The organism is Arcicella sp. GW458-12-2-14-TSB2 (assembly GCF_059423785.1).
The window spans coordinates 24,772-43,843 of record NZ_JBWKYN010000022.1 but is presented as its reverse complement, the minus strand read 5'-3'; the positions used below and the strand labels follow the sequence as shown (position 1 = coordinate 43,843).

At 35.6% G+C, this 19,072-nt stretch carries 10 protein-coding genes; 6 read left to right on the top strand and 4 right to left on the bottom strand.

Annotated features, from left to right (window positions below; all coding sequences use genetic code 11):
* Window positions 1-77: 77 nt before the first annotated feature.
* The 6 genes from AC07XN_RS05205 to AC07XN_RS05180 all read left to right on the top strand — a co-directional run bounded on the left by AC07XN_RS05205 (window position 78) and on the right by AC07XN_RS05180 (window position 13,957).
* Window positions 78-2,831, top strand: a complete 2,754-nt coding sequence (locus tag AC07XN_RS05205) for an alpha-d-galacturonidase (protein ID WP_494742273.1) — start codon at window positions 78-80, stop codon at window positions 2,829-2,831.
* A 72-nt stretch (window positions 2,832-2,903) separates the two neighbouring features.
* Window positions 2,904-4,454: an MGH1-like glycoside hydrolase domain-containing protein gene (locus AC07XN_RS05200; RefSeq protein WP_494742272.1), complete on the top strand. Its 1,551-nt coding sequence runs from the start codon at window positions 2,904-2,906 to the stop codon at window positions 4,452-4,454.
* A 358-nt stretch (window positions 4,455-4,812) separates the two neighbouring features.
* Window positions 4,813-7,629 (top strand): glycoside hydrolase family 95 protein, encoded by a 2,817-nt coding sequence (locus tag AC07XN_RS05195; RefSeq protein WP_494742271.1) that lies wholly within the window; start codon window positions 4,813-4,815, stop codon window positions 7,627-7,629.
* Entirely contained in the window at window positions 7,629-11,144 is a 3,516-nt protein-coding gene (locus tag AC07XN_RS05190) for a malectin domain-containing carbohydrate-binding protein (RefSeq protein WP_494742270.1), read from the top strand. The genes AC07XN_RS05195 and AC07XN_RS05190 overlap by 1 nt, the downstream gene beginning before the upstream one ends.
* Window positions 11,145-11,312: 168 nt before the next feature.
* Window positions 11,313-12,863, top strand: a complete 1,551-nt coding sequence (locus AC07XN_RS05185) for a sodium:solute symporter family protein (RefSeq protein ID WP_309917177.1) — start codon at window positions 11,313-11,315, stop codon at window positions 12,861-12,863.
* Between the two features lie 155 nt (window positions 12,864-13,018).
* Window positions 13,019-13,957, top strand: coding sequence for a dihydrodipicolinate synthase family protein (locus tag AC07XN_RS05180; protein ID WP_494742269.1), 939 nt, complete (start codon window positions 13,019-13,021; stop codon window positions 13,955-13,957).
* Window positions 13,958-14,023: 66 nt separating this feature from the next.
* On the opposite strand, the gene AC07XN_RS05175 is transcribed toward AC07XN_RS05180, so the two are convergent.
* From AC07XN_RS05175 to AC07XN_RS05160, 4 genes are all read right to left on the bottom strand, one after another.
* Complete coding sequence (locus AC07XN_RS05175; protein WP_494742268.1) at window positions 14,024-14,584, bottom strand: Fur family transcriptional regulator; 561 nt, start codon at window positions 14,582-14,584, stop codon at window positions 14,024-14,026.
* 356 nt (window positions 14,585-14,940) lie between these two features.
* Window positions 14,941-15,345, bottom strand: coding sequence for a hypothetical protein (locus AC07XN_RS05170; RefSeq protein WP_494742267.1), 405 nt, complete (start codon window positions 15,343-15,345; stop codon window positions 14,941-14,943).
* 4 nt (window positions 15,346-15,349) lie between these two features.
* Window positions 15,350-16,657 carry a DUF4374 domain-containing protein gene (locus tag AC07XN_RS05165; RefSeq protein WP_494742266.1) on the bottom strand — a complete coding sequence of 436 codons (1,308 nt, stop codon included), beginning with the start codon at window positions 16,655-16,657 and terminating at the stop codon, window positions 15,350-15,352.
* A gap of 6 nt (window positions 16,658-16,663) precedes the next feature.
* On the bottom strand, window positions 16,664-18,976 hold the full coding sequence (locus AC07XN_RS05160; protein WP_494742265.1) for a TonB-dependent receptor: 2,313 nt from the start codon (window positions 18,974-18,976) through the stop codon (window positions 16,664-16,666).
* Window positions 18,977-19,072: the final 96 nt, after the last annotated feature.

Genomic DNA, 19,072 nt, shown 5'->3' with positions numbered 1-19,072 from the left:
TTATTAGATTTTTCTTAAAAATAAAAAAGTTGTCCAATCGCTTTATCAATATATTATATCATCATATGAATAATTTTTTGAAATATATTATCCTTAACCTGCTGATTTTCTGTGGCTTTTCTTTACAAATATTAGCTTTTCAAAGTCCACAAAAAAAACGTTTAGCTACTATTTTAGTGACAGACTCTAGTCAAGTACGCATCAAATTTGGTGCTGACAAGCTTAAAACAAGTTTATCAGCAATAGGCTATCAAGTAGCAGTAAAGCTTGTTTCAGCAACAAAAGAACAAGGGACAGTTATCTTAATAGGTACTTTATCAGATGAAAGGCTTCAAAAGGCCTTTTCTTTATACAATATTGACAACCGTAAAGAGCTTAAGAAAGAAGGATTTTCCATTGCAAAAACCCTTAACAAACCAATCTCAATTGTTGGGAAAGATGCGTCAGGAGTGTTGTATGGATGTTTAGCATTAGCTGAGGAAATCAAAGAAAAAGGGAAAATATTAGAAGAAATCAACATTACCGAACAACCAGAAATGGTTTTGCGTGGTACTTGCATAGGCTTACAAAAGCCAACTTTATTGCCAGGAAGAGGAACTTATGAATATCCGTATACGCCTGAGAGTTTTCCTTGGTTTTATGATAAAGCCATGTGGATTCAGTATTTAGATATGATGGTAGAAAACCGTTATAATTCTTTGTATTTATGGAATGGACATCCTTTTTCGTCTTTAGTGAAACTAAAAGAATACCCTTATGCAGTAGAAGTTGATGACGAGACTTTCAAAAAGAATGAAGACATTTTCCGTTTTCTAACACAGGAAGCAGACAAACGAGGTATTTGGGTAATACAGATGTTTTATAATATTATTATACCTAAACCTTTTGCTGAAAAACATCATTTGGAAACACAAGACCGTAATCGTCCTATTATTCCTATTATTGCCGATTATACGCGTAAATCTATAGCTGCCTTTGTGGAGAAATATCCAAATGTAGGTTTATTAATTACGTTAGGAGAAGCGATGGAAGGCGTAGGGCAAGATGATGTTGATTGGTTTACTAAGACAATCATTCCAGGGGTACAAGATGGTTTGAAAGCACTAGGACAAACAACTGAACCGCCTATCGTTCTACGTGCGCATGATACTGATGCGCCAAGAGTAATGAAAGAGGCTTTGCCATTGTATAAAAACCTATACACCATGGCGAAGTTCAACGGAGAAGCACTGACGACTTATACGCCACGAGGTTCTTGGGCTGAATTACACAGAAGTTTAAGTAGAATCGGGACGGTTCATGTAGAGAATGTGCATATTTTAGCAAATCTTGAACCTTTTCGTTATAGCTCACCAGACTTTATTCAAAAATCAGTGTTGGCCATGCATAATACTTATGAGGCTAATGGTCTGCATTTGTACCCACAAGCATCTTATTGGGATTGGCCATTTGCGGCGGATAAAGTGGGAGGCAAGCGTTTGATGCAAATTGATAGAGATTGGATGTGGTATAAAACTTGGGCAAGATATGCGTGGAATTCTCATAGGAAGCGTGATACCGAAGTAAATTATTGGGGTAAAGAACTAGCCAATAAATATGGTTTGCCACAGGAAAAGGCAAAAAATGTGTTGGAAGCAATGGAAGAAGTGGGAGAAATTTCACCAAAATTGCTTAGACGTTATGGTATTACCGATGGTAATCGTCAAACACTTACTTTGGGGATGTTAATGACACAGTTAATAAATCCATTCCGTTATGGTTTGTTCACGATGCTGTATGAATCGGAAGCACCTGAAGGCGAAATGATTATTGAATATGCCGATAAAGAGTGGAAAAATGAAAAACACATAGGAGAAACCCCAGTAAGAGTGGCTGACGAAGTAGTAGAACATGGTAGAAAAGCCGTTGTAGCTATCAATAAGGCTTCAAAATTTGTAACAAAGGATAAAGCAGAATTTGCTCGATTGAAAAACGATACTTATTGTTATGATGCCATGGCAAATTTCTATGCAGAAAAAGTAAGAGCTTCATTAGCAGTACTTCGTTATAAAAATTCCAATGACATAAAAGATTTAGAAAAAGCATTACCCTATTTAGAAAGTAGCGTAAGACATTTTGGCGACTTAGTGAAATATACGCAAAATGCCTATTTGTATGCCAATAGTATGCAAACCAAACAGCGTAAAATACCCATGCGAGGTGTAGATGCAACCTTTATTCATTGGAAAGAAATGTTGCCTGTTTATCAAAAAGAATTGACACGATTTAAGTTTTCGATTGATTCTTTAAAATCTCAGAAAAATGTTATCATCAAGCAACCTATACTTTTTGAAAATGTTGAAGTAAAAATTACCTCAAACATTGAAGGATTTTATCAGAATGAAAAAGCGCAACCAGTATTTTCAGATACTTTATCAGCTATTAGCGATTTGGCTGTTGAATTAAAAAAACTAAAAGGAATAAAGTTTAGTAAAGAGAAGCAACAGACAGTGGGCACTAGCCTGACGTTTACGACTGCAGAGCCTGTAAAGTTATTAGTTGGATTCTTTAATGATAAAAACCGTAAATTCTTGCAATCACCTGAATTAGAAACGGATGCCAGTGCTAATGATTACGGACAATCTGAAATTAAGATTTCTAATGCTTTGCTCATCGCTGGATTTCCTGCTGTAAATATTCATGCTTATTCGTTCAAAGCAGGAAGTCATACCTTGAATCTTGGCAAAGGAGCTTGCTTAGTACTGGGCTTTATGAAAGGGAATCAAGAAATACCTATCTCAGATGCAGGCTTGGCGGGCAACAAGAAAAATATTGATTGGCTATTTGAGTAAATAGCTTTCAGCTAGAAGCTGAAAGCTTTGAGTTTTTAATCCGAAAACCTACTGGTTTAAACATAGATTTGAATGATGAAATTAAGATTTTCTTTTTTATTAATGATTTTGTTTTGGCAAGGTTATAACTCATCTGCCCAAAAAGCAACAATATTATCAACGGATAAACTAAAAGGATTCGTAACAGAATTTAATGCGTCAGATGATGAAGCTGTCGTAAATTATGTGCCTAATGCCCAATCCTTTGACTGGCTTTCTCAGAATATTCCATTGTTTGAATGTCCAGATTCGGTCATTCAGAAAGTATATTATTACCGTTGGTGGGCATTGCGTAAGCATCTTAAACAAACTTCCGACGGATTTATTTTTACAGAATTTATCACCAAAGTAAATCATGCAGGGAAACACAACGCTGTGAGTAGTGCTTTAGGGCATCACATTTACGAGGGACGTTGGCTACGAAATCAACAATACATTAACGATTATATTACTTTTTGGTTGGATGTTGACCCAAAACACACCGTTCAACGTTTTCATGGATTTAGTAGTTGGGTGGATAATGCAGTTTACAATCGTTATTTAGTGAATTTAGATAAGGCTTTTATCGAAAAAAATCTTTTGACACTGGAAGCTGATTATCGAAAATGGGAAGTAGAAAAACAATTACCCAATCAGCTTTTCTACCAATTTGATGTAAAAGATGCCATGGAAGAATCTATCAGTGGCGGAAGAAAAGAAAAGAACATTCGTCCTACCATCAATAGCTATATGTATGGCAATGCCAAGGCTTTAACTGCAATGGCAAATCTTGTCCATAACGATACGATAGCAAAAAAGTATGAGCAGAAAGCGACAGTACTTAGAAAATTGACATTAGATAATTTATGGGACGGAAAGGCTTCATTTTTCAAAGTAAAACTTGAAAAAACAAATGGTTTTTCAGATGCACGTGAGGCTATCGGTTTTATTCCTTGGTATTTTAATTTACCTGAGGATAAACCCAATGTTGCCCTTGCATGGAATCAATTGACGGATACGTCAGGCTTTAAAGCTCCTTGGGGATTAACGACTGCCGAGCGTCGTCATCCACTGTTTAGAACACATGGGTCTGGTCATGGTTGCGAATGGGATGGTCCCCTTTGGCCTTATGCCACTACACAAACCCTGAAAGGTTTATCGAATTTGCTTACTAATTACAAAAATCATGGAACGATGAGTTCACAGGTTTTTTATGATGAATTATTCAAATATGCCAATTCACATCAAATGAATGGCAAGTTGTATTTGGGTGAGTATCAGGATGAAAAAAATGGAGAATGGCTGAAAGGGGATAACCCAAGAAGTAAATTTTATAATCATTCAAGTTTTGCAGATTTGATTATTAATGATTTGGTTGGACTAAAACCTAGAGCTGATAATATATTAGAAATCAATCCATTAATACCTGAAAAACAATGGGATTGGTTTTGTTTAGACAACGTTTTTTATCACGGGAAAAACCTGACAATTCTTTGGGATAAAACAGGAAAAAAATACGGAAAAGGCAAAGGCTTTGTGGTATTTGTTGAAGGAAAACAAATAGCCCAAGCTAAAAAATTAAAACATTTAGAGGTGAATTTATAAGTTACTAATGTCAAATCTTTCCTTTAGGTGGCGACTTAAGTCCTATTGATTACCCACAAGTATATAAATAGCTGGTAATCAAGGTATTTATTTCTAGCGAGGGACTTAAGTCCCTCGCTAGAAATAAGAGCTTCAGGTAGTCAGGCTGTGACATGAGACGACCAAAGCTCAGTTTGAAAGATGATTTAAGCCTATTTGAAACAATTTTGTCAATAATTACATCTTCATTTCAACTTCTTAAAAGATGTGGGTAATCGTTAGGACTTAAGTCGCCCCCTAATAGTAAGAGTTGAGTAATATTTTTATACATAATGTTATACTTAAATCCCTTAACTGACAAATCCATAGACTATTCATCATGAAATCTACTTCTTTACTCAAAAGCATTCTTTTTATTTTTTTACCATTGCTCACCAATGCGCAAGCCTATAAACTTTGGTATAAAAAGCCTGCGGAAAAATGGACGGATGCTTTACCAATTGGAAATGGCAGATTGGGTGCAATGGTTTTTGGAGGAGTAGAGAAAGACAGGATACAGTTTAATGAAGAGACGTTATGGACAGGTGAACCAAGGAATTATAATCGCCCAAACGCATCACAACACTTAGCAGAAATCCGTCGATTATTACAAGAAGGAAAGCAAAAAGAGGCTGAACTGTTGGCCCAAGAAAAATTCATGGGCACAAAAAGTAGTGAAGGACAACGAGAAGACTGGCTAAAGGGATTAACGTTATTAAAAGAATTTTCTGGAAATCCTGCTGACGATAAATTTGATGATACTGCTTGGAAGACTATCAAAGTACCAACTTATGAAGGTTGGGAAACGGTAGGGCTGGAAGGATTAGACGGTGCACTTTGGTTTAGAACTACTTTTGATTTACCAGAAAATTGGAAAGGTAAAAACTTGATATTGGATTTAAATAGAATTCGCGACCATGATTTTACTTATATAAATGGAAAGTTAATTGGTACAACCAACAGCACAGATATTAGAAAATATGAAATTCCTGCTGAAGTATTAAAGGTAGGAAAGAATAGTATCGCTATTCAGGTAATTAATTATTTTGATAAAGGAGGAATAGCAGGATATAAGGATACTACCAGACATATCGGAATTTATCCAGCAGGAGAAAATGGCGTGCAAAGAATATCCTTGGTAAAAGACTGGAAATATTTTATTCAAAATGACGAGCCACCAGTTATTGGAAAATATCAGGCTGATTATCAGCCTTTTGGAGATTTATTCCTAGATTTTAAAGGTACGGAAAACTATTCCAACTATAAAAGAGAATTATTGCTATCAGAAGCCATTGCTAGAACAAGCTATACCTCAAAAGGAATAGAGTTTACCAGAGAGTATTTTGCTAGTGAACCCAATCAGGCAATAGTAGTACATCTTTCAGCCAGTCAGTTGAAAAGTATTAGCTTTGAGGCTAGCTTAACAAGCCCGCATAAATATTTTGAAGTTCACAACATAGATAATCATACTTTATCCTTATCTGTAAAAGTTCGGAATGGAGTTTTAAAAGGAGAAAGCAATCTATTGGTTATTGCTAAAAATGGGAAAGTTAGTGTCAATGACAATAAAATTTCAGTTGAACAATCAGATGATGTAACGCTTTATTTAGTGGCAGCAACCAATTTTATTGATTATGCAAATACATCTGCCAATCCAATAGAAATTTGTAAAAAGAGGCTTCAAAGCATCCAACAACTTACCGCTACAAATCCAAAAGCCTTTTTTACCATCAAGCAAAACCATCTGAAAGAATATCAACGATATTATAATACTTTTTCAATTGACTTTGGAAAAGATAATATGGACAAGTTGTCGACTGATGAGAGAATACAACAATTTCAACATCACTCAGACCCATCTTTCGCGGCACTCTATGTACAATATGGGCGGTATTTACTAATTTCTTCATCCAGATTAGGAACAAATCCTGCTAATTTACAAGGTATTTGGAACGACTTGCTTACGCCACCTTGGGGAAGTAAATATACTACCAACATTAATGCAGAAATGAATTATTGGCCAGCCGAAGTACTTAATCTGTCACCAATGCACGAATCCCTTTTCAAGATGATTGAAGAATTGGCCAACAAAGGTTCGGAAACGGCTAAAAAGTACTATAATGCTCGAGGTTGGTTGGTGCATCATAACACTGATATTTGGCGTGGAACTGCCCCTATCAATGCTTCAAATCATGGTATTTGGGTGAGTGGTGGCGGATGGTTGAGCCAGCACCTGTGGGAGCATTATTTATTTACCCAAGACAAAGCTTTCTTGAAAAACCGTGCTTATCCTATCATGAAAGGAGCGGCAGCGTTTTTTGTAGATTTCTTGGTAAAAGACTCTAAAACGGGTTGGTTAATCAGTACACCTTCTAATTCTCCAGAAAATGGGGGATTGGTAGCAGGCCCTGCAATGGATCATCAAATCATTCGAAATTTATTCAAAAACTGTATTGAAGCCAGTGAAGTATTGGAAATTGACAAGGCTTTTAGAGATACTTTATTAACGAAATATAAGCAGATAGCTCCTAACCAAATTGGAAAATACGGACAGTTGCAAGAGTGGCTAGAAGATAAAGATGATACGACTAGCAAACATCGTCATGTGTCGCATTTATGGGGAGTTCATCCCGGCAATGACATTACTTGGGAAACATCACCAGAGATAATGAAGGCGGCACGACAATCATTAATTTATCGTGGTGACGAAGGAACAGGATGGAGTTTGGCTTGGAAAATCAATTTCTGGGCTAGGTTCAAAGATGGAGATCATACCATGAAAATGATTAAAATGCTAATTCGTCCAGCTAGTGGAGCAGGTGGTTCGTATGTAAATTTATTTGATGCTCATCCGCCTTTTCAAATTGATGGTAATTTTGGGGGTGCTGCTGGTATTGCCGAAATGCTCATCCAGAGTCATACAAAATACATTGATTTGTTGCCTGCTTTACCGAGTGATTTAAAAGAAGGAACTGTAAAGGGAATCAAAGCCAGAGGTGGCTTTGAATTAGATTTTACGTGGAAGGAAGGAAAGTTGGTAAGTCTGAAAATATTATCAAAAGCAGGAGAAAAATGCGCTTTGAGGTATGGAGATAAAGTGCTTGATTTTAAAACCACGAAGGGTAAAAGTTATACATTTAATGGAGCGTTGCAATAATGAGAATATTCTTATATAGTTTTTTAATTCTGACACTTTTTTTGTCCCATCCTTCCGAAGGACAAACATTTCTTCGCAAGGATATTTCATTAGATAACAATTGGTTTACTACAGCTAACGATTCCCTTTCCAATGCTTTTGCCCATTTTGAGCAAAATACTTTTTCAGTCGCGACATGGAAAAATGTAAATGTCCCGCATAATTGGGACCAATACGAAGGATATAGGCGAATGCTTCACGGCAATAAACATGGTTATGCATGGTATCGCAAAAACTTTACAATAAAAGAGCAGAAACTAGGTAAACGTTTTTTCTTATATTTTGAAGGTGTGAGCTCTTATGCCACCGTTTGGCTAAATGGTAAAAAAGTGGGTACGCATGCGGGTGGAAGAACTACTTTTACATTAGACGTTACAGCATATATTTTGCTTGATAATCAGGTAAATACGTTAGCAGTTCGTGCCGACCACCCTGCCAATATCCAAGATTTACCTTGGGTTTGTGGGGGATGTTCACCTGAACGAGGTTTTTCTGAAGGTTCACAACCGATGGGTATTTTTCGACCAGTTCATTTAATCATTACTAATGAAGTACGGATAGCACCCTTTGGTGTTCATATCTGGAATGATTCAACGGCTTCAGAAAAATCGGCTACGCTGAAATTAACAACAGAGATTAAGAATTATGGAAAAGCATCGGCAACGATTACGATACTGAATGAACTAATCGATAAAACAGGTGTAATTATAACAAAAGCAGAGACGCAAGAGAAAGTTACTTCTAATACCACTGTTACCATTAACCAGCAGTTTCTTCCCATCAATCAACCACACCTTTGGTCTTTAGCCGACCCGTATCTCTATCAATTACGCACAAGTGTATTTGAAAATGGGAAAAAAATAGATGAAATAAAAACAGATTATGGTATTCGTACCATCAGTTGGCCTATTGGGAAAAAGGACTCAAAACAGTTTTTATTGAACGGAAAACCTATTTTTATCAATGGTATCGCAGAATATGAACACCTAATCGGAAATAGCCATGCTTTCGGCAAAGAGCAAATTTATGCTAGGGTACAGCAAATCAAGTCGGCAGGGTTTAATGCTTTTCGGGACGCTCACCAACCGCATAATTTAGATTATCAGCAATATTGGGATAAATCGGGCATACTTTGGTGGCCACAAATGGCGGCACATGTGTGGTATGATACACCTGCTTTTAGAGAAAACTTCAAGACACTTTTAAAAGATTGGGTTAAAGAACGTAGAAATAGTCCATCTATAGTACTTTGGGGTTTGGAAAATGAAAGTACCCTGCCCGAAGATTTTGCCAGAGAATGTAGCGATATTATTCGTCAACTTGACCCTACAGCATCTTCGCAGCGGAAAATAACTACTTGTAATGGAGGAAAAGGGACAGACTGGGATGTTCCACAGAACTGGACAGGCACTTATGGTGGCGACCCTAATTTATATGGTCAGGATGTAGAAAGACAAATACTTATTGGGGAATATGGTGCTTGGCGAACCCTAGATTTACATAAAAACGAGGGTTTTAGCGAAGACAAAATGACCAATTTGATGGAATTGAAGGTACGTTTAGCGGAAGCTGCTAAAGACAAAACCACAGGTCATTTCTTTTGGCTTTTTAATTCACACGATAACCCAGGAAGAGTGCAAGGAGGGGAAGGTCTACGTGAGTTAGACCGTGTTGGGCCTGTTAATTACAAAGGTTTATTAACGCCGTGGGAAGAACCATTAGATGTTTTTTATATGTTTCGGGCAAACTATGCTTCCAAAACAAAAGAGCCTATGGTATATATTGCATCTCACACTTGGCCAGACCGTTGGACAACTACAGGTAAAAAAGATAGTATCATCGTATATTCTAATGCTGACGAAGTAGAATTGTTTAATGATGTAAATCACGTTTCCTTGGGAAAAAGAAAGCGAAATGGAATAGGCTTTCATTTCCAATGGGATGGTGTTGATATACAATACAATGTGTTGTATGCCGTTGCTTATGTAAAAGGAAAAGCCCTTGCCAAAGACTATATCGTATTAAATCATCTTCCAGAAGCACCGCATTTTAAGCTATTTTATCAAGGAAAACAAGACTTAGTAAGCCCACAAAAAGATTATCATTATTTATACAGAGTAAATTGTGGGGGAAATCAATTGACGGACAAGCAGGGTAATAAGTGGTTGGCAGATCAGCACAAGACAAATAAAAATACTTGGGGCTCTAGTTCTTGGACGGATGATTTTGAGGGAATACCTAATTTCTTTGCAAGTCAAAGAAGAACATTTGACCCAATTAAAGGCACGCCTGATTGGAAATTATTCCAGACCTTTCGTTATGGGCGTGATAAATTAAAGTATCATTTTGATGTTCCTGATGGAGAATACCTAGTCGAGTTATATTTTATCGAACCTTGGTTTGGTGCTGGCGGTGGAATGGATTGTACAGGCTGGCGTTTGTTTGATGTAGCAGTGAATGAAAAAACTGTCTTGAAAAACCTAGACATCTGGAAAGAAGCTGGGCACGACGGAGCGTTGAAGAAAACCATTAAAGTAAAAATATCAGGAGGACAATTAGTCATTTCATTCCCTAATATCAAATCTGGACAAGCATTGATTTCAGCGATAGCAATAGCTAGTTTAGATAAAAAAATAAAAGCAACTGCTACTAATTCGAGTTTAATTCAATCTGAAGAAATACCTTTAAGTACAATTCAACATTGGTTAGATACTGGAGACAAAGTATATACCGATGACGAAGCGAAAATAGTATCGTTGCCAGCCAATTTATACGGGTCAGAATCCTTACAGTTTACGAAAAATGATTCATCAGAAAAGCTTACTTTTACAGTCAACGGAAATGTTGATGTTTTTGTTGCGATAGCTGAACCAGTCATGCAAAAACCTGCGTGGCTTACTAGCTTTGAAGAAACAGGACTTTTGATACAAACCACTTATCGAAACGGAGTGTCATTTAAAGTATTGAGAAAACGTTTTTTAAAAGGGGAAAAGGTTTCGCTAGGTATAAATTCTGAAAAGTTACCACATTATTTAGTGATGATTAACCAAACTAGTACCATAGAACCTGCTTATGATTTAAAAACTATCAAGAGCTATAAAGCGACTAATGCTCAATTATCAGGCGAAGGAATAGTGAAAGAATTTTTGATGGAAAAGGAACGAGTTTCTTTCAAAAAGCCTTCCGCAGGGGTGATGGAATGGACGATTGCCGTGGGTGTAGCAGATACATATTCCTTAACAATAAAGTATTATAATCCTACGGAACAATCATTGAAAGTTAGGCTTGATATGGTGACGACCAACGGGACAGTAATTAAAAAAGGTGATTTGATTGTTTTTCCTCCTTCTAAAAAAGGGAAATGGAGTTACTATAATACTAGTACAGGAACGATGATAAATGCGGGGACTTATCAGTTAAAACTGACCTCGGAAGATGCAGAAAACCTGTCGATTGATGCACTTGATGTGCAATAAATTGCTGATTTGTCGAAAAAAGCTTTGCAAAAACTTGTAACAAGATAATATCGTATAATACTAAAGAAAAATCCTATAAATAATCAGAGAAATACTACTGTATATTTGTCCTGTTGAATATAGAACCAAATACAGTTTTATAATCATACAATCCCGTAGTTAGAATACATGAAAAACCTTCCAGTTTTTGATTTAGCCATTATTATTATTTACCTGATAGGAATGGTTTTGGTAGGGTTTTATTTTTCAAGAAAGAATAAAAACGCTGAGCAATTTACAACAGCCTCTGGAAAAATTCCAGGTTGGGCAATAGGGGCATCTATCTATGCTACCTTTCTGAGTAGCAATACTTTTTTAGGCGTACCAGGCAAAGCGTTTGGGAGTAATTGGAATGCCTTTGTATTTAGTTTATCCATGCCTTTAGCAGCGTGGGTAGCATCAAAATATTTTGTGCCATTTTACCGAAAAACGGGCGAAGTATCAGCATATACCCACTTTGAACATCGTTTTGGTGCGTGGGCACGTACTTATGCGGTAGTGTGTTTTTTATTAACACAATTGGCTAGAATGGGTTCTATCTTTTTTGGGATAGCCCTTAGCTTACAAGCACTAACGGGTTATTCTATGGAATTAATCATGCTAGTAATGGGTGTTTGTATTATTATTTACACTGTGTTAGGCGGTATTGAGGCAGTGATCTGGACAGAAGTGGTTCAGGCAGTTATTAAGACATTTGGGGCATTATTAATACTCTATCTGATTGTCAATGAAATGCCGGGCGGTGTTAGTAAAATCGTAGAAATAGGCGAAGTAAATCATAAATTTAGCTTAGGGAGTTTTTCTCCTGATTTTGTACAGTCGTCGTTTTGGGTGGTTTTGTTGTATGGGTTTTTTATCAACCTCAATAATTTTGGGATGGATCAAAATTATATACAACGTTATCATACAACATCGTCAGAGAAAGAAGCCTCCAAATCGCTTTGGCTTTGTGTATGGTTATATTTACCCGCTTCTTTGATTTTTTTTATAATAGGAGCGTGTTTGTTTGCTTATTATCAAGTACATCCTGAATTGATTGAGGCCGTCAAGCATCAAGTAGCAGTAGAACGCTTTCCTAATGCTTCGGCAACTGAGATTAAATCGATAATGGCAACTTTACAGCCAGCAGATTATGGCGATAAAGTAATGCCACATTTTATGGTAACAAAAATACCTGTAGGATTAATGGGCTTAATTATTTCAGCTATTTTGTCTGCGGCAATGAGTACTATCAGTTCAGGGATGAATTCATCGGCTACGGTTTTTTCTGTTGATATTTTTCAGCGATATATCAAGAAAGACGTTAGCGAAAAACAGCAGATGAAAATATTGCATATTGCAACAGTAGTATTTGGTTTACTAGGAATGGGAACAGGTATTGCGATGATTGGCGTAAAGAGTGTCTTGGATGTGTGGTGGCAGCTATCAGGTATTTTTGCAGCGGGAATGTTAGGCTTGTTTTTATTAGGAATAATTAGTCGCCAAAGCAAAAATCATGAAGCATTGATTGCTACCATAGTAGGCATTTTAGTGATTGTTTGGATGACCTTCTCTTCAAGTATTCCAGAAGAATATGCTTTTTTAAGAAGTTCGCTACATAAAAATATGATTATTGTAATAGGTACGCTGAGCATTTTCCTCACGGGAGTTCTTATTACTAAGTACAGAAAACAAGGTTAAAAACAATATATTTTTTTCACTTTAAACTTTTTGGGGTAAACAATACTGTTTTACCCCCCAATATCTCTGTGCCATTTTTTTCAAGGGTTTCGTGTATCATAAGCAATGTTATTGTTGAAAAGAATCGGTAAAGCAGGTTATCTAATTTAATAAAAATGGAAAAATCGAAAAAAGGATTTATCCCTGTCATGCTTACGCCTTTTAATGACAATGGGTATATAGATTTTGATGCTTTAACAAAACTAACAGAAGTTTATCTTGAGGCTGGTGCAAGTGGTTTGTTTGCCAATTGTCTTTCAAGTGAAATGTTTGAGCTTTCAGATCAAGAAAGAATACAGTCAATCGAACACGTAATTAAGGTTGTGAACGGCGCCGTACCTGTAGTTGCCACGGGAACATTTGGCGGTGCTATCGAAAAACAAGCAGACTTTGTCAAAAAAGTAAATGATACAGGGACAGAAGCTGTCATCTTGATAACGAGCTTATTAGCAGATGAAAACGAAACTGATGAAGTATTCAACGAGAGAGTATTTTCTTTATTAGCCAAAACAAATTCAATTCCTGTAGGCTTTTATGAATGTCCAGTTCCCTATAAAAGAGTACTTGCTCCAAGCCAATTAAAAGATTTTGTGGAGACTGGAAGGGTCATTTATCATAAAGATACTTGTCTGGATATTGTTCAAGTAAAAGAAAAAATAAACTTAACAGCAGGACATAAATTCGGGCTTTATGATGCCTATATGGGTCATGCCGTTGAATCATTAAAAGCGGGTTCGGCGGGGCTTTCGTGTATACAAGGAAATTATTTTCCTGAATTGATAGTATGGTTGTGTGATAATTATGACGATGTATTGCAGCAAAAAGAAGTAGCTCGTGTACAACAATTTTTGATTGATAATATGGATGTAATGCACAACGTATATCCTATAGTTTCAAAATATTTCCTTCAAAAAAGAGGTTTAGATATTTCTACTTTTACACGTAGAAAAGTAGGTACATTTACGTCTACTATTACCAAAGAGATAGAAAACTTGTACAATAATTATGGGGTTTTGCAAGATGAACTTGATTTAAAACCAGCCTTAAATTATTGAAATTTTGCCAAGCATCTTTGAATCAAAGTAGGAATACTCAATGATTTAAAGATGCTATTATTTATATTACTCGTTTTTCTTTCTATCTTCTTTAACATTCATTTTTAGTTTTTCACTACAATCTTGTTGTTTACACTTGCTATAAAAAGTAAGGGAATGGTGAAGGATTTCGCAATTAAAAAACTCACCAACCATATTTTGAATATTTTGTATTCTTGGATCGCAAAATTCGGTAACCTTCTGGCAATCAGTGCATACTACGTGGTCATGTTGTCGACGGCCGTAAGCTTTTTCATATTTTGATGAAATTTTATTGCCAAACTGATGTTTTATAATTAGTTCAGCCTCAACCAGAATCTCCAAGGTATTATAAACCGTTGCTCTACTTACATGATAATTTAAAGCTTTCATGGCAATAAAAAGTTCTTCGGCTTCAAAATGATCATTCCTTTCATAAATGTGTTCTAAAATCGTAAACCTTTCATGTGTTTTACGATAGCCTTTAGCATCTAAAAATTCTTTAAAGAAGATTTTAACAGTATTTAAATTTGAGAGAGCCATATTAATGTTTGCGTATTGATTTTTTATCCTTACTTGTTTTTGGAAAATAGGGAAGAATGTATTCAAGGTAATAGACTATCCATTAATGAAATTGTAAGTTGAGAATCACCATAATTTGCAATACTTGTTCATGATAAAACACCCTTATTTAGACTAAAAAGCAAAAATGATGAACAAAATGCCCTTTAGGTTTTAAAGGGCATTTTGTTCATATACAAATTTTTAATAGAGGTAAGCGGAAAGTTGTTTTTTTCATGAATATTGGTTTTAGAATAATTCAGCTATAAAAACCGTTCATTAAAATAAGTCTTTTAATTATTATGCAATATTAGACTAAATCTAAATAAACCACAAAAAATATTTAGACTTATTTTAAATTAACGGCTTTCTGAAAAACAAAACAAACAATTTTCACTTCAATATTAAGCACTCAAGTCTTCTTTTAACCATCTCCAACTTGCTAAGGTTAACAACAAACTGCTAATAAATACAAAGCTTACTAAGTTCAACTGAGATAAATCTAACTTAGGACTCATAAATTCCTCAAATAAATGAGCCAAATTAGCCAATGCGAAGATTGCAGCAATGCCAAAATTGATTTTACGTATGATAGGTTTTTCAATAAACAGAATAAACGTTATCAACGACATTGGTAAAATTTCAAAGATAAATCTGATGATGGCAGCACTCGGAGGTACAACGCCCGTTGCATTAGCTCTTTTAATCTCTATTCCATAAAAAAGTTCGCCAACATGGTAGTTAAAATGGAGAATCATGCATACTACGAATAGTATCCAGAGAGTTATTATTTTTTGTGCGTTGTTCATTAGTTTATTTGGTCAGTTTGATAAAATGATTTACAACTCCACCTTTGGCAATATTGATAGCTTTTGATGCCTTACCTGTAATAGGGTCATATACGTAATATCCGTTTAATCCTAAATTTGCATTGTTTACATTGAAGTAAAATTTGCTATCATATTTATAAGAAAAAGGATAAGCATAAGCGGCTGTAAGTGGAATATCCTGAATAATAGTAGCTGTTTTTGCATTCAAATCCAGTTTTACCCAACGTTGGTCAGGGTCATTGAATACACTATTTGATAATTCTTGATATTCTACCGCAGTAATAGTTCCGTTTGCTAATTTCCCAACCAATTCAAGAACCCTTGCAGAATTTGATTGACCCGACACTGCTGCAAAAGCGATACCGTTTTCATGATAAATAGTACCCATAGCAAGCTGGACTAGTAGCGAATTTAAGCCAATAGCATCAACAGGGTTGAATTTATAAGTAGCATCAAATTCTGTTGAGTTTGCAGGAATTTTCAAGATTTGTGGACGAGAACGTTTAGCGGCATTAATACCAAGTTGATTATCTAACCCATACGAACCTTGTGTAAGAATATAAATATTACCAGATTCATCAACCATACTATTTTCCAAACCTCTCGAAATAGGATACATTGCTTGCTCTATTGTCAATGTTTTTTCCCATTGTTTAGTCGTCAGGTTGACTACCTCTACATAAACATTCTGTGAATCATAAAAATTACCAGTTTTAGAATTGTCAGTATATAATGGAAGGAATAGCTTATTATCCTGTTTTCTGTAAATAATGGTATTATAGTTATTACGATCGTTGCCTGGAATATCCATCGCTTTTGACATATCTATATCCCCCAATTTTTCCATAGTGGTTGGGTTAAATAAATGTACCGAATGGTTTACACCAGTGGTATAAACACCTAAGTTTTCATTAATAATTTCAACATCCCAAACATAGCTTAGAAGTGGAATAGAAGCAACTTCTGTCATTAAACCTGTTGACTTCAAAACGGCTTGCTTTGAAAGAGTTTGTTCATTTTTAAGTGATTGGCCAAACATAAAGTTTTTCCAAGTAGCTCTAGGATAAAAATACTCATAAGAAGACTTTGTCGTCATATCTATATTATCACCAGGGATAGTGGTATAATGACCAATATAAAAGGCATTGCTGGCCGTAGACTGTGATAATGTACTAAGGACGTAGCCTTCTTCCATGTATTTAGATTCCTCTGTTACTAAGGGTTCTTCCGTTTTACAAGCGATAGTTGAAGCAAAAAGTAAAACAGAAAGTAATAGTTTATTCGTTTTCATAAGGATTTAAAAATTATTGATTTCGTAAATTAGTTTTCCGTTAAAATTGATACCTGCCTTAGGCACCAAGAAATTATCATAAAGTGCTGCATTCAATAGATTTTGAATATTGAATGATAGGGTAAGATTCTGTTTGCTTAATTTATAAGAACAACCCAAATCAATGCGATGCTGCACGGGTACATAGGCATCTGGGGTTGTTGTCGGAGAATTGCTCGCTGCTACTAGAATGTGATTGAAGGCTCCGATATAGTTATAAAAAGTATAGAAGCGAATCAGGTTTTTGAGTGATAGAAAATTGGCTTTTTGCCATGATAATTCTACATTGCCAAACGTTGTTGGATAATTCGGGAAAGCCGTTCCGATTAAATAATTATTGCGTGTATCTAAAACAGCCGTAAAGGTTTTACTAAGGATAGTAAGGTTTGCTTTCAGATTAACGGCTCTTTTATACCAAACAGATACATCTCCTTCACCCCCTAAAGTTCTAACTTGGTCAGCGTTTTCGTATCTTCTAAATACTGAACTTCCTAGATAAATGATATTATATTGTTGGCGATAAAAACCACTTAATGAGGTACTTAACTGAATGTTGTCGCCTATTTTATGATTATTAGAAAGACCCACATTTAGGTTATCACTACTTTCAGGTAATAAATCCGTGTTTCTAAGAATATCGCCTCCATTTCCTACAAATTGGGTGAAAAGTGGGATTAAATATCCTCTTTCAAACGAGGCTCTCATGAAAGTATTTTCACTGAAGTTATACTTTGCACCCATGTTCCAACCCCAGAAATTTCCGTTCTTTTTGACCAATGCGAAGGTGTTGTTCTCTGCTCCATCCAACATATAATCATATTTTTTGATGGCTCCCGATAACGTAGTTTTCTCTCCGAAAAGCCCTTCATATTGTAATCCAGCAATGTTTTTGGTTAAATACTGCGGTATGGTTAGATAGTCTCTTTCACCACTTTCTTTCAAATAATCAATACCAGTTAACTTTTGATGAGCATATAAGTTCGACAATAACAATTTATGCTTGTCATTGATTCTATATTCAATACTAGTTCTATTGGTAAGTCCCTGTGTATAATTGATAGTATTTCCAAGATAATATTCGCCTGGTTGGTTTTTACCAACGATGCTACCGCTCCAGCTATATACGTTGGTTGTTGTATCTACAAATTTTAAAGATTGGTCTGTATAATTGCCAAGCGTACGCAACAATATTTTTTCATTCAAAAACGACTTTTCATATTTTAATACCGCAGATAAATTTCTGGCAGTATATTTTGCTTCGCCGATAGCAGTATTGGTAATTCTTGCGCCATTCTGCATTTCTTTATCACCTCCAGATAAATTAAGCGAAAGCCTAAATTCATCTGCCCAAGGTTTGCTATGAGTCCCGACTGTAATACTACCATACAAAAAGCGATAAGTATCATGAAAACGTTTTACTTGTTCATATTTGTTAGTTTCATACACTAAAGCCCTCATTTTGTAATTATTATCTGAATAATTATAGCCAAGAGAAGCATTCAAGAAATAATTATTTTTATTAGCTAGACCAAGGTTGATGTCCGTCAAATGAGTATTGAAAGATGCAATATTATAAGAAGCTTTAAAGGTATTGTAGGCTTTTTGTTCAGTGATAATATTAATACCACCACCAAGGGCATCAGAACCAACATCAACAGGCAAAACACCCTTATAAACGTCTACACGCTTGATATTTCCTAAAGGTAGGTTTGAAATATCAAATGAAGGATACATAAACTCCATTGGAATGCCGTCTATATATACCCTAATAGCATTTCCTCTTAAGCCATTAATAGAAATATCGGAAGCTTCACCTAGCGAACTTGACCTACGGATACGCACGCCAGAAATTTTGTCAAGTACGTCTGTTAGCAAAACTGTTTGATTAACAACATCTTTAATTTCAATGCTTTTAATACTAAGCGGTTTTGTTTCTTGCACCTTAGCTTGCGCAGTTGCTTTGACAGTTACTTCGTCCAATTCTTTAGACGAAGCTTCTAATTGAATATTAATCGTTTTAGAAGAGGTGTTTACAGTGAACTTATGTTCTAAGGTCTGAAAACCTACAGCACTAAAAACTAAGATATGCTCACCATGTGGAATCTTCGTTAGTTTGTAATAGCCATCTGCATTGGTAATAATTGCATTTTTCGTATTCTTCAGCGATACTGTAGCAAAGGGTAATGTCTGCCCTTGCGCATCTTTCACTACGCCATCTACTACGCTCTGTTGAGCAAATAGCTGAAAGCCCATTAACATAAAAAGGAAAATTAGTCTCATTTTTTGGATTAGGATTATTGTGCAACAAAATTATACTTTTATTTGGAAATAGTCTAAATAAAAATAATATTTGCAAAAAAAATATTTTATGATAGC

Excerpts from the sequence above, each read along its gene's own strand:
- AC07XN_RS05180 (WP_494742269.1), top strand. The coding sequence starts at position 13,019 with ATGGAAAAATCGAAAAAAGGATTTATCCCTGTCATGCTTACGCCTTTT.
- AC07XN_RS05170 (WP_494742267.1), bottom strand. The coding sequence starts at position 15,345 with ATGAACAACGCACAAAAAATAATAACTCTCTGGATACTATTCGTAGTA.
- AC07XN_RS05160 (WP_494742265.1), bottom strand. The coding sequence starts at position 18,976 with ATGAGACTAATTTTCCTTTTTATGTTAATGGGCTTTCAGCTATTTGCT.
- AC07XN_RS05185 (WP_309917177.1), top strand. The coding sequence starts at position 11,313 with ATGAAAAACCTTCCAGTTTTTGATTTAGCCATTATTATTATTTACCTG.
- AC07XN_RS05165 (WP_494742266.1), bottom strand. The coding sequence starts at position 16,657 with ATGAAAACGAATAAACTATTACTTTCTGTTTTACTTTTTGCTTCAACT.
- AC07XN_RS05195 (WP_494742271.1), top strand. The coding sequence starts at position 4,813 with ATGAAATCTACTTCTTTACTCAAAAGCATTCTTTTTATTTTTTTACCA.
- AC07XN_RS05200 (WP_494742272.1), top strand. The coding sequence starts at position 2,904 with ATGATGAAATTAAGATTTTCTTTTTTATTAATGATTTTGTTTTGGCAA.
- AC07XN_RS05190 (WP_494742270.1), top strand. The coding sequence starts at position 7,629 with ATGAGAATATTCTTATATAGTTTTTTAATTCTGACACTTTTTTTGTCC.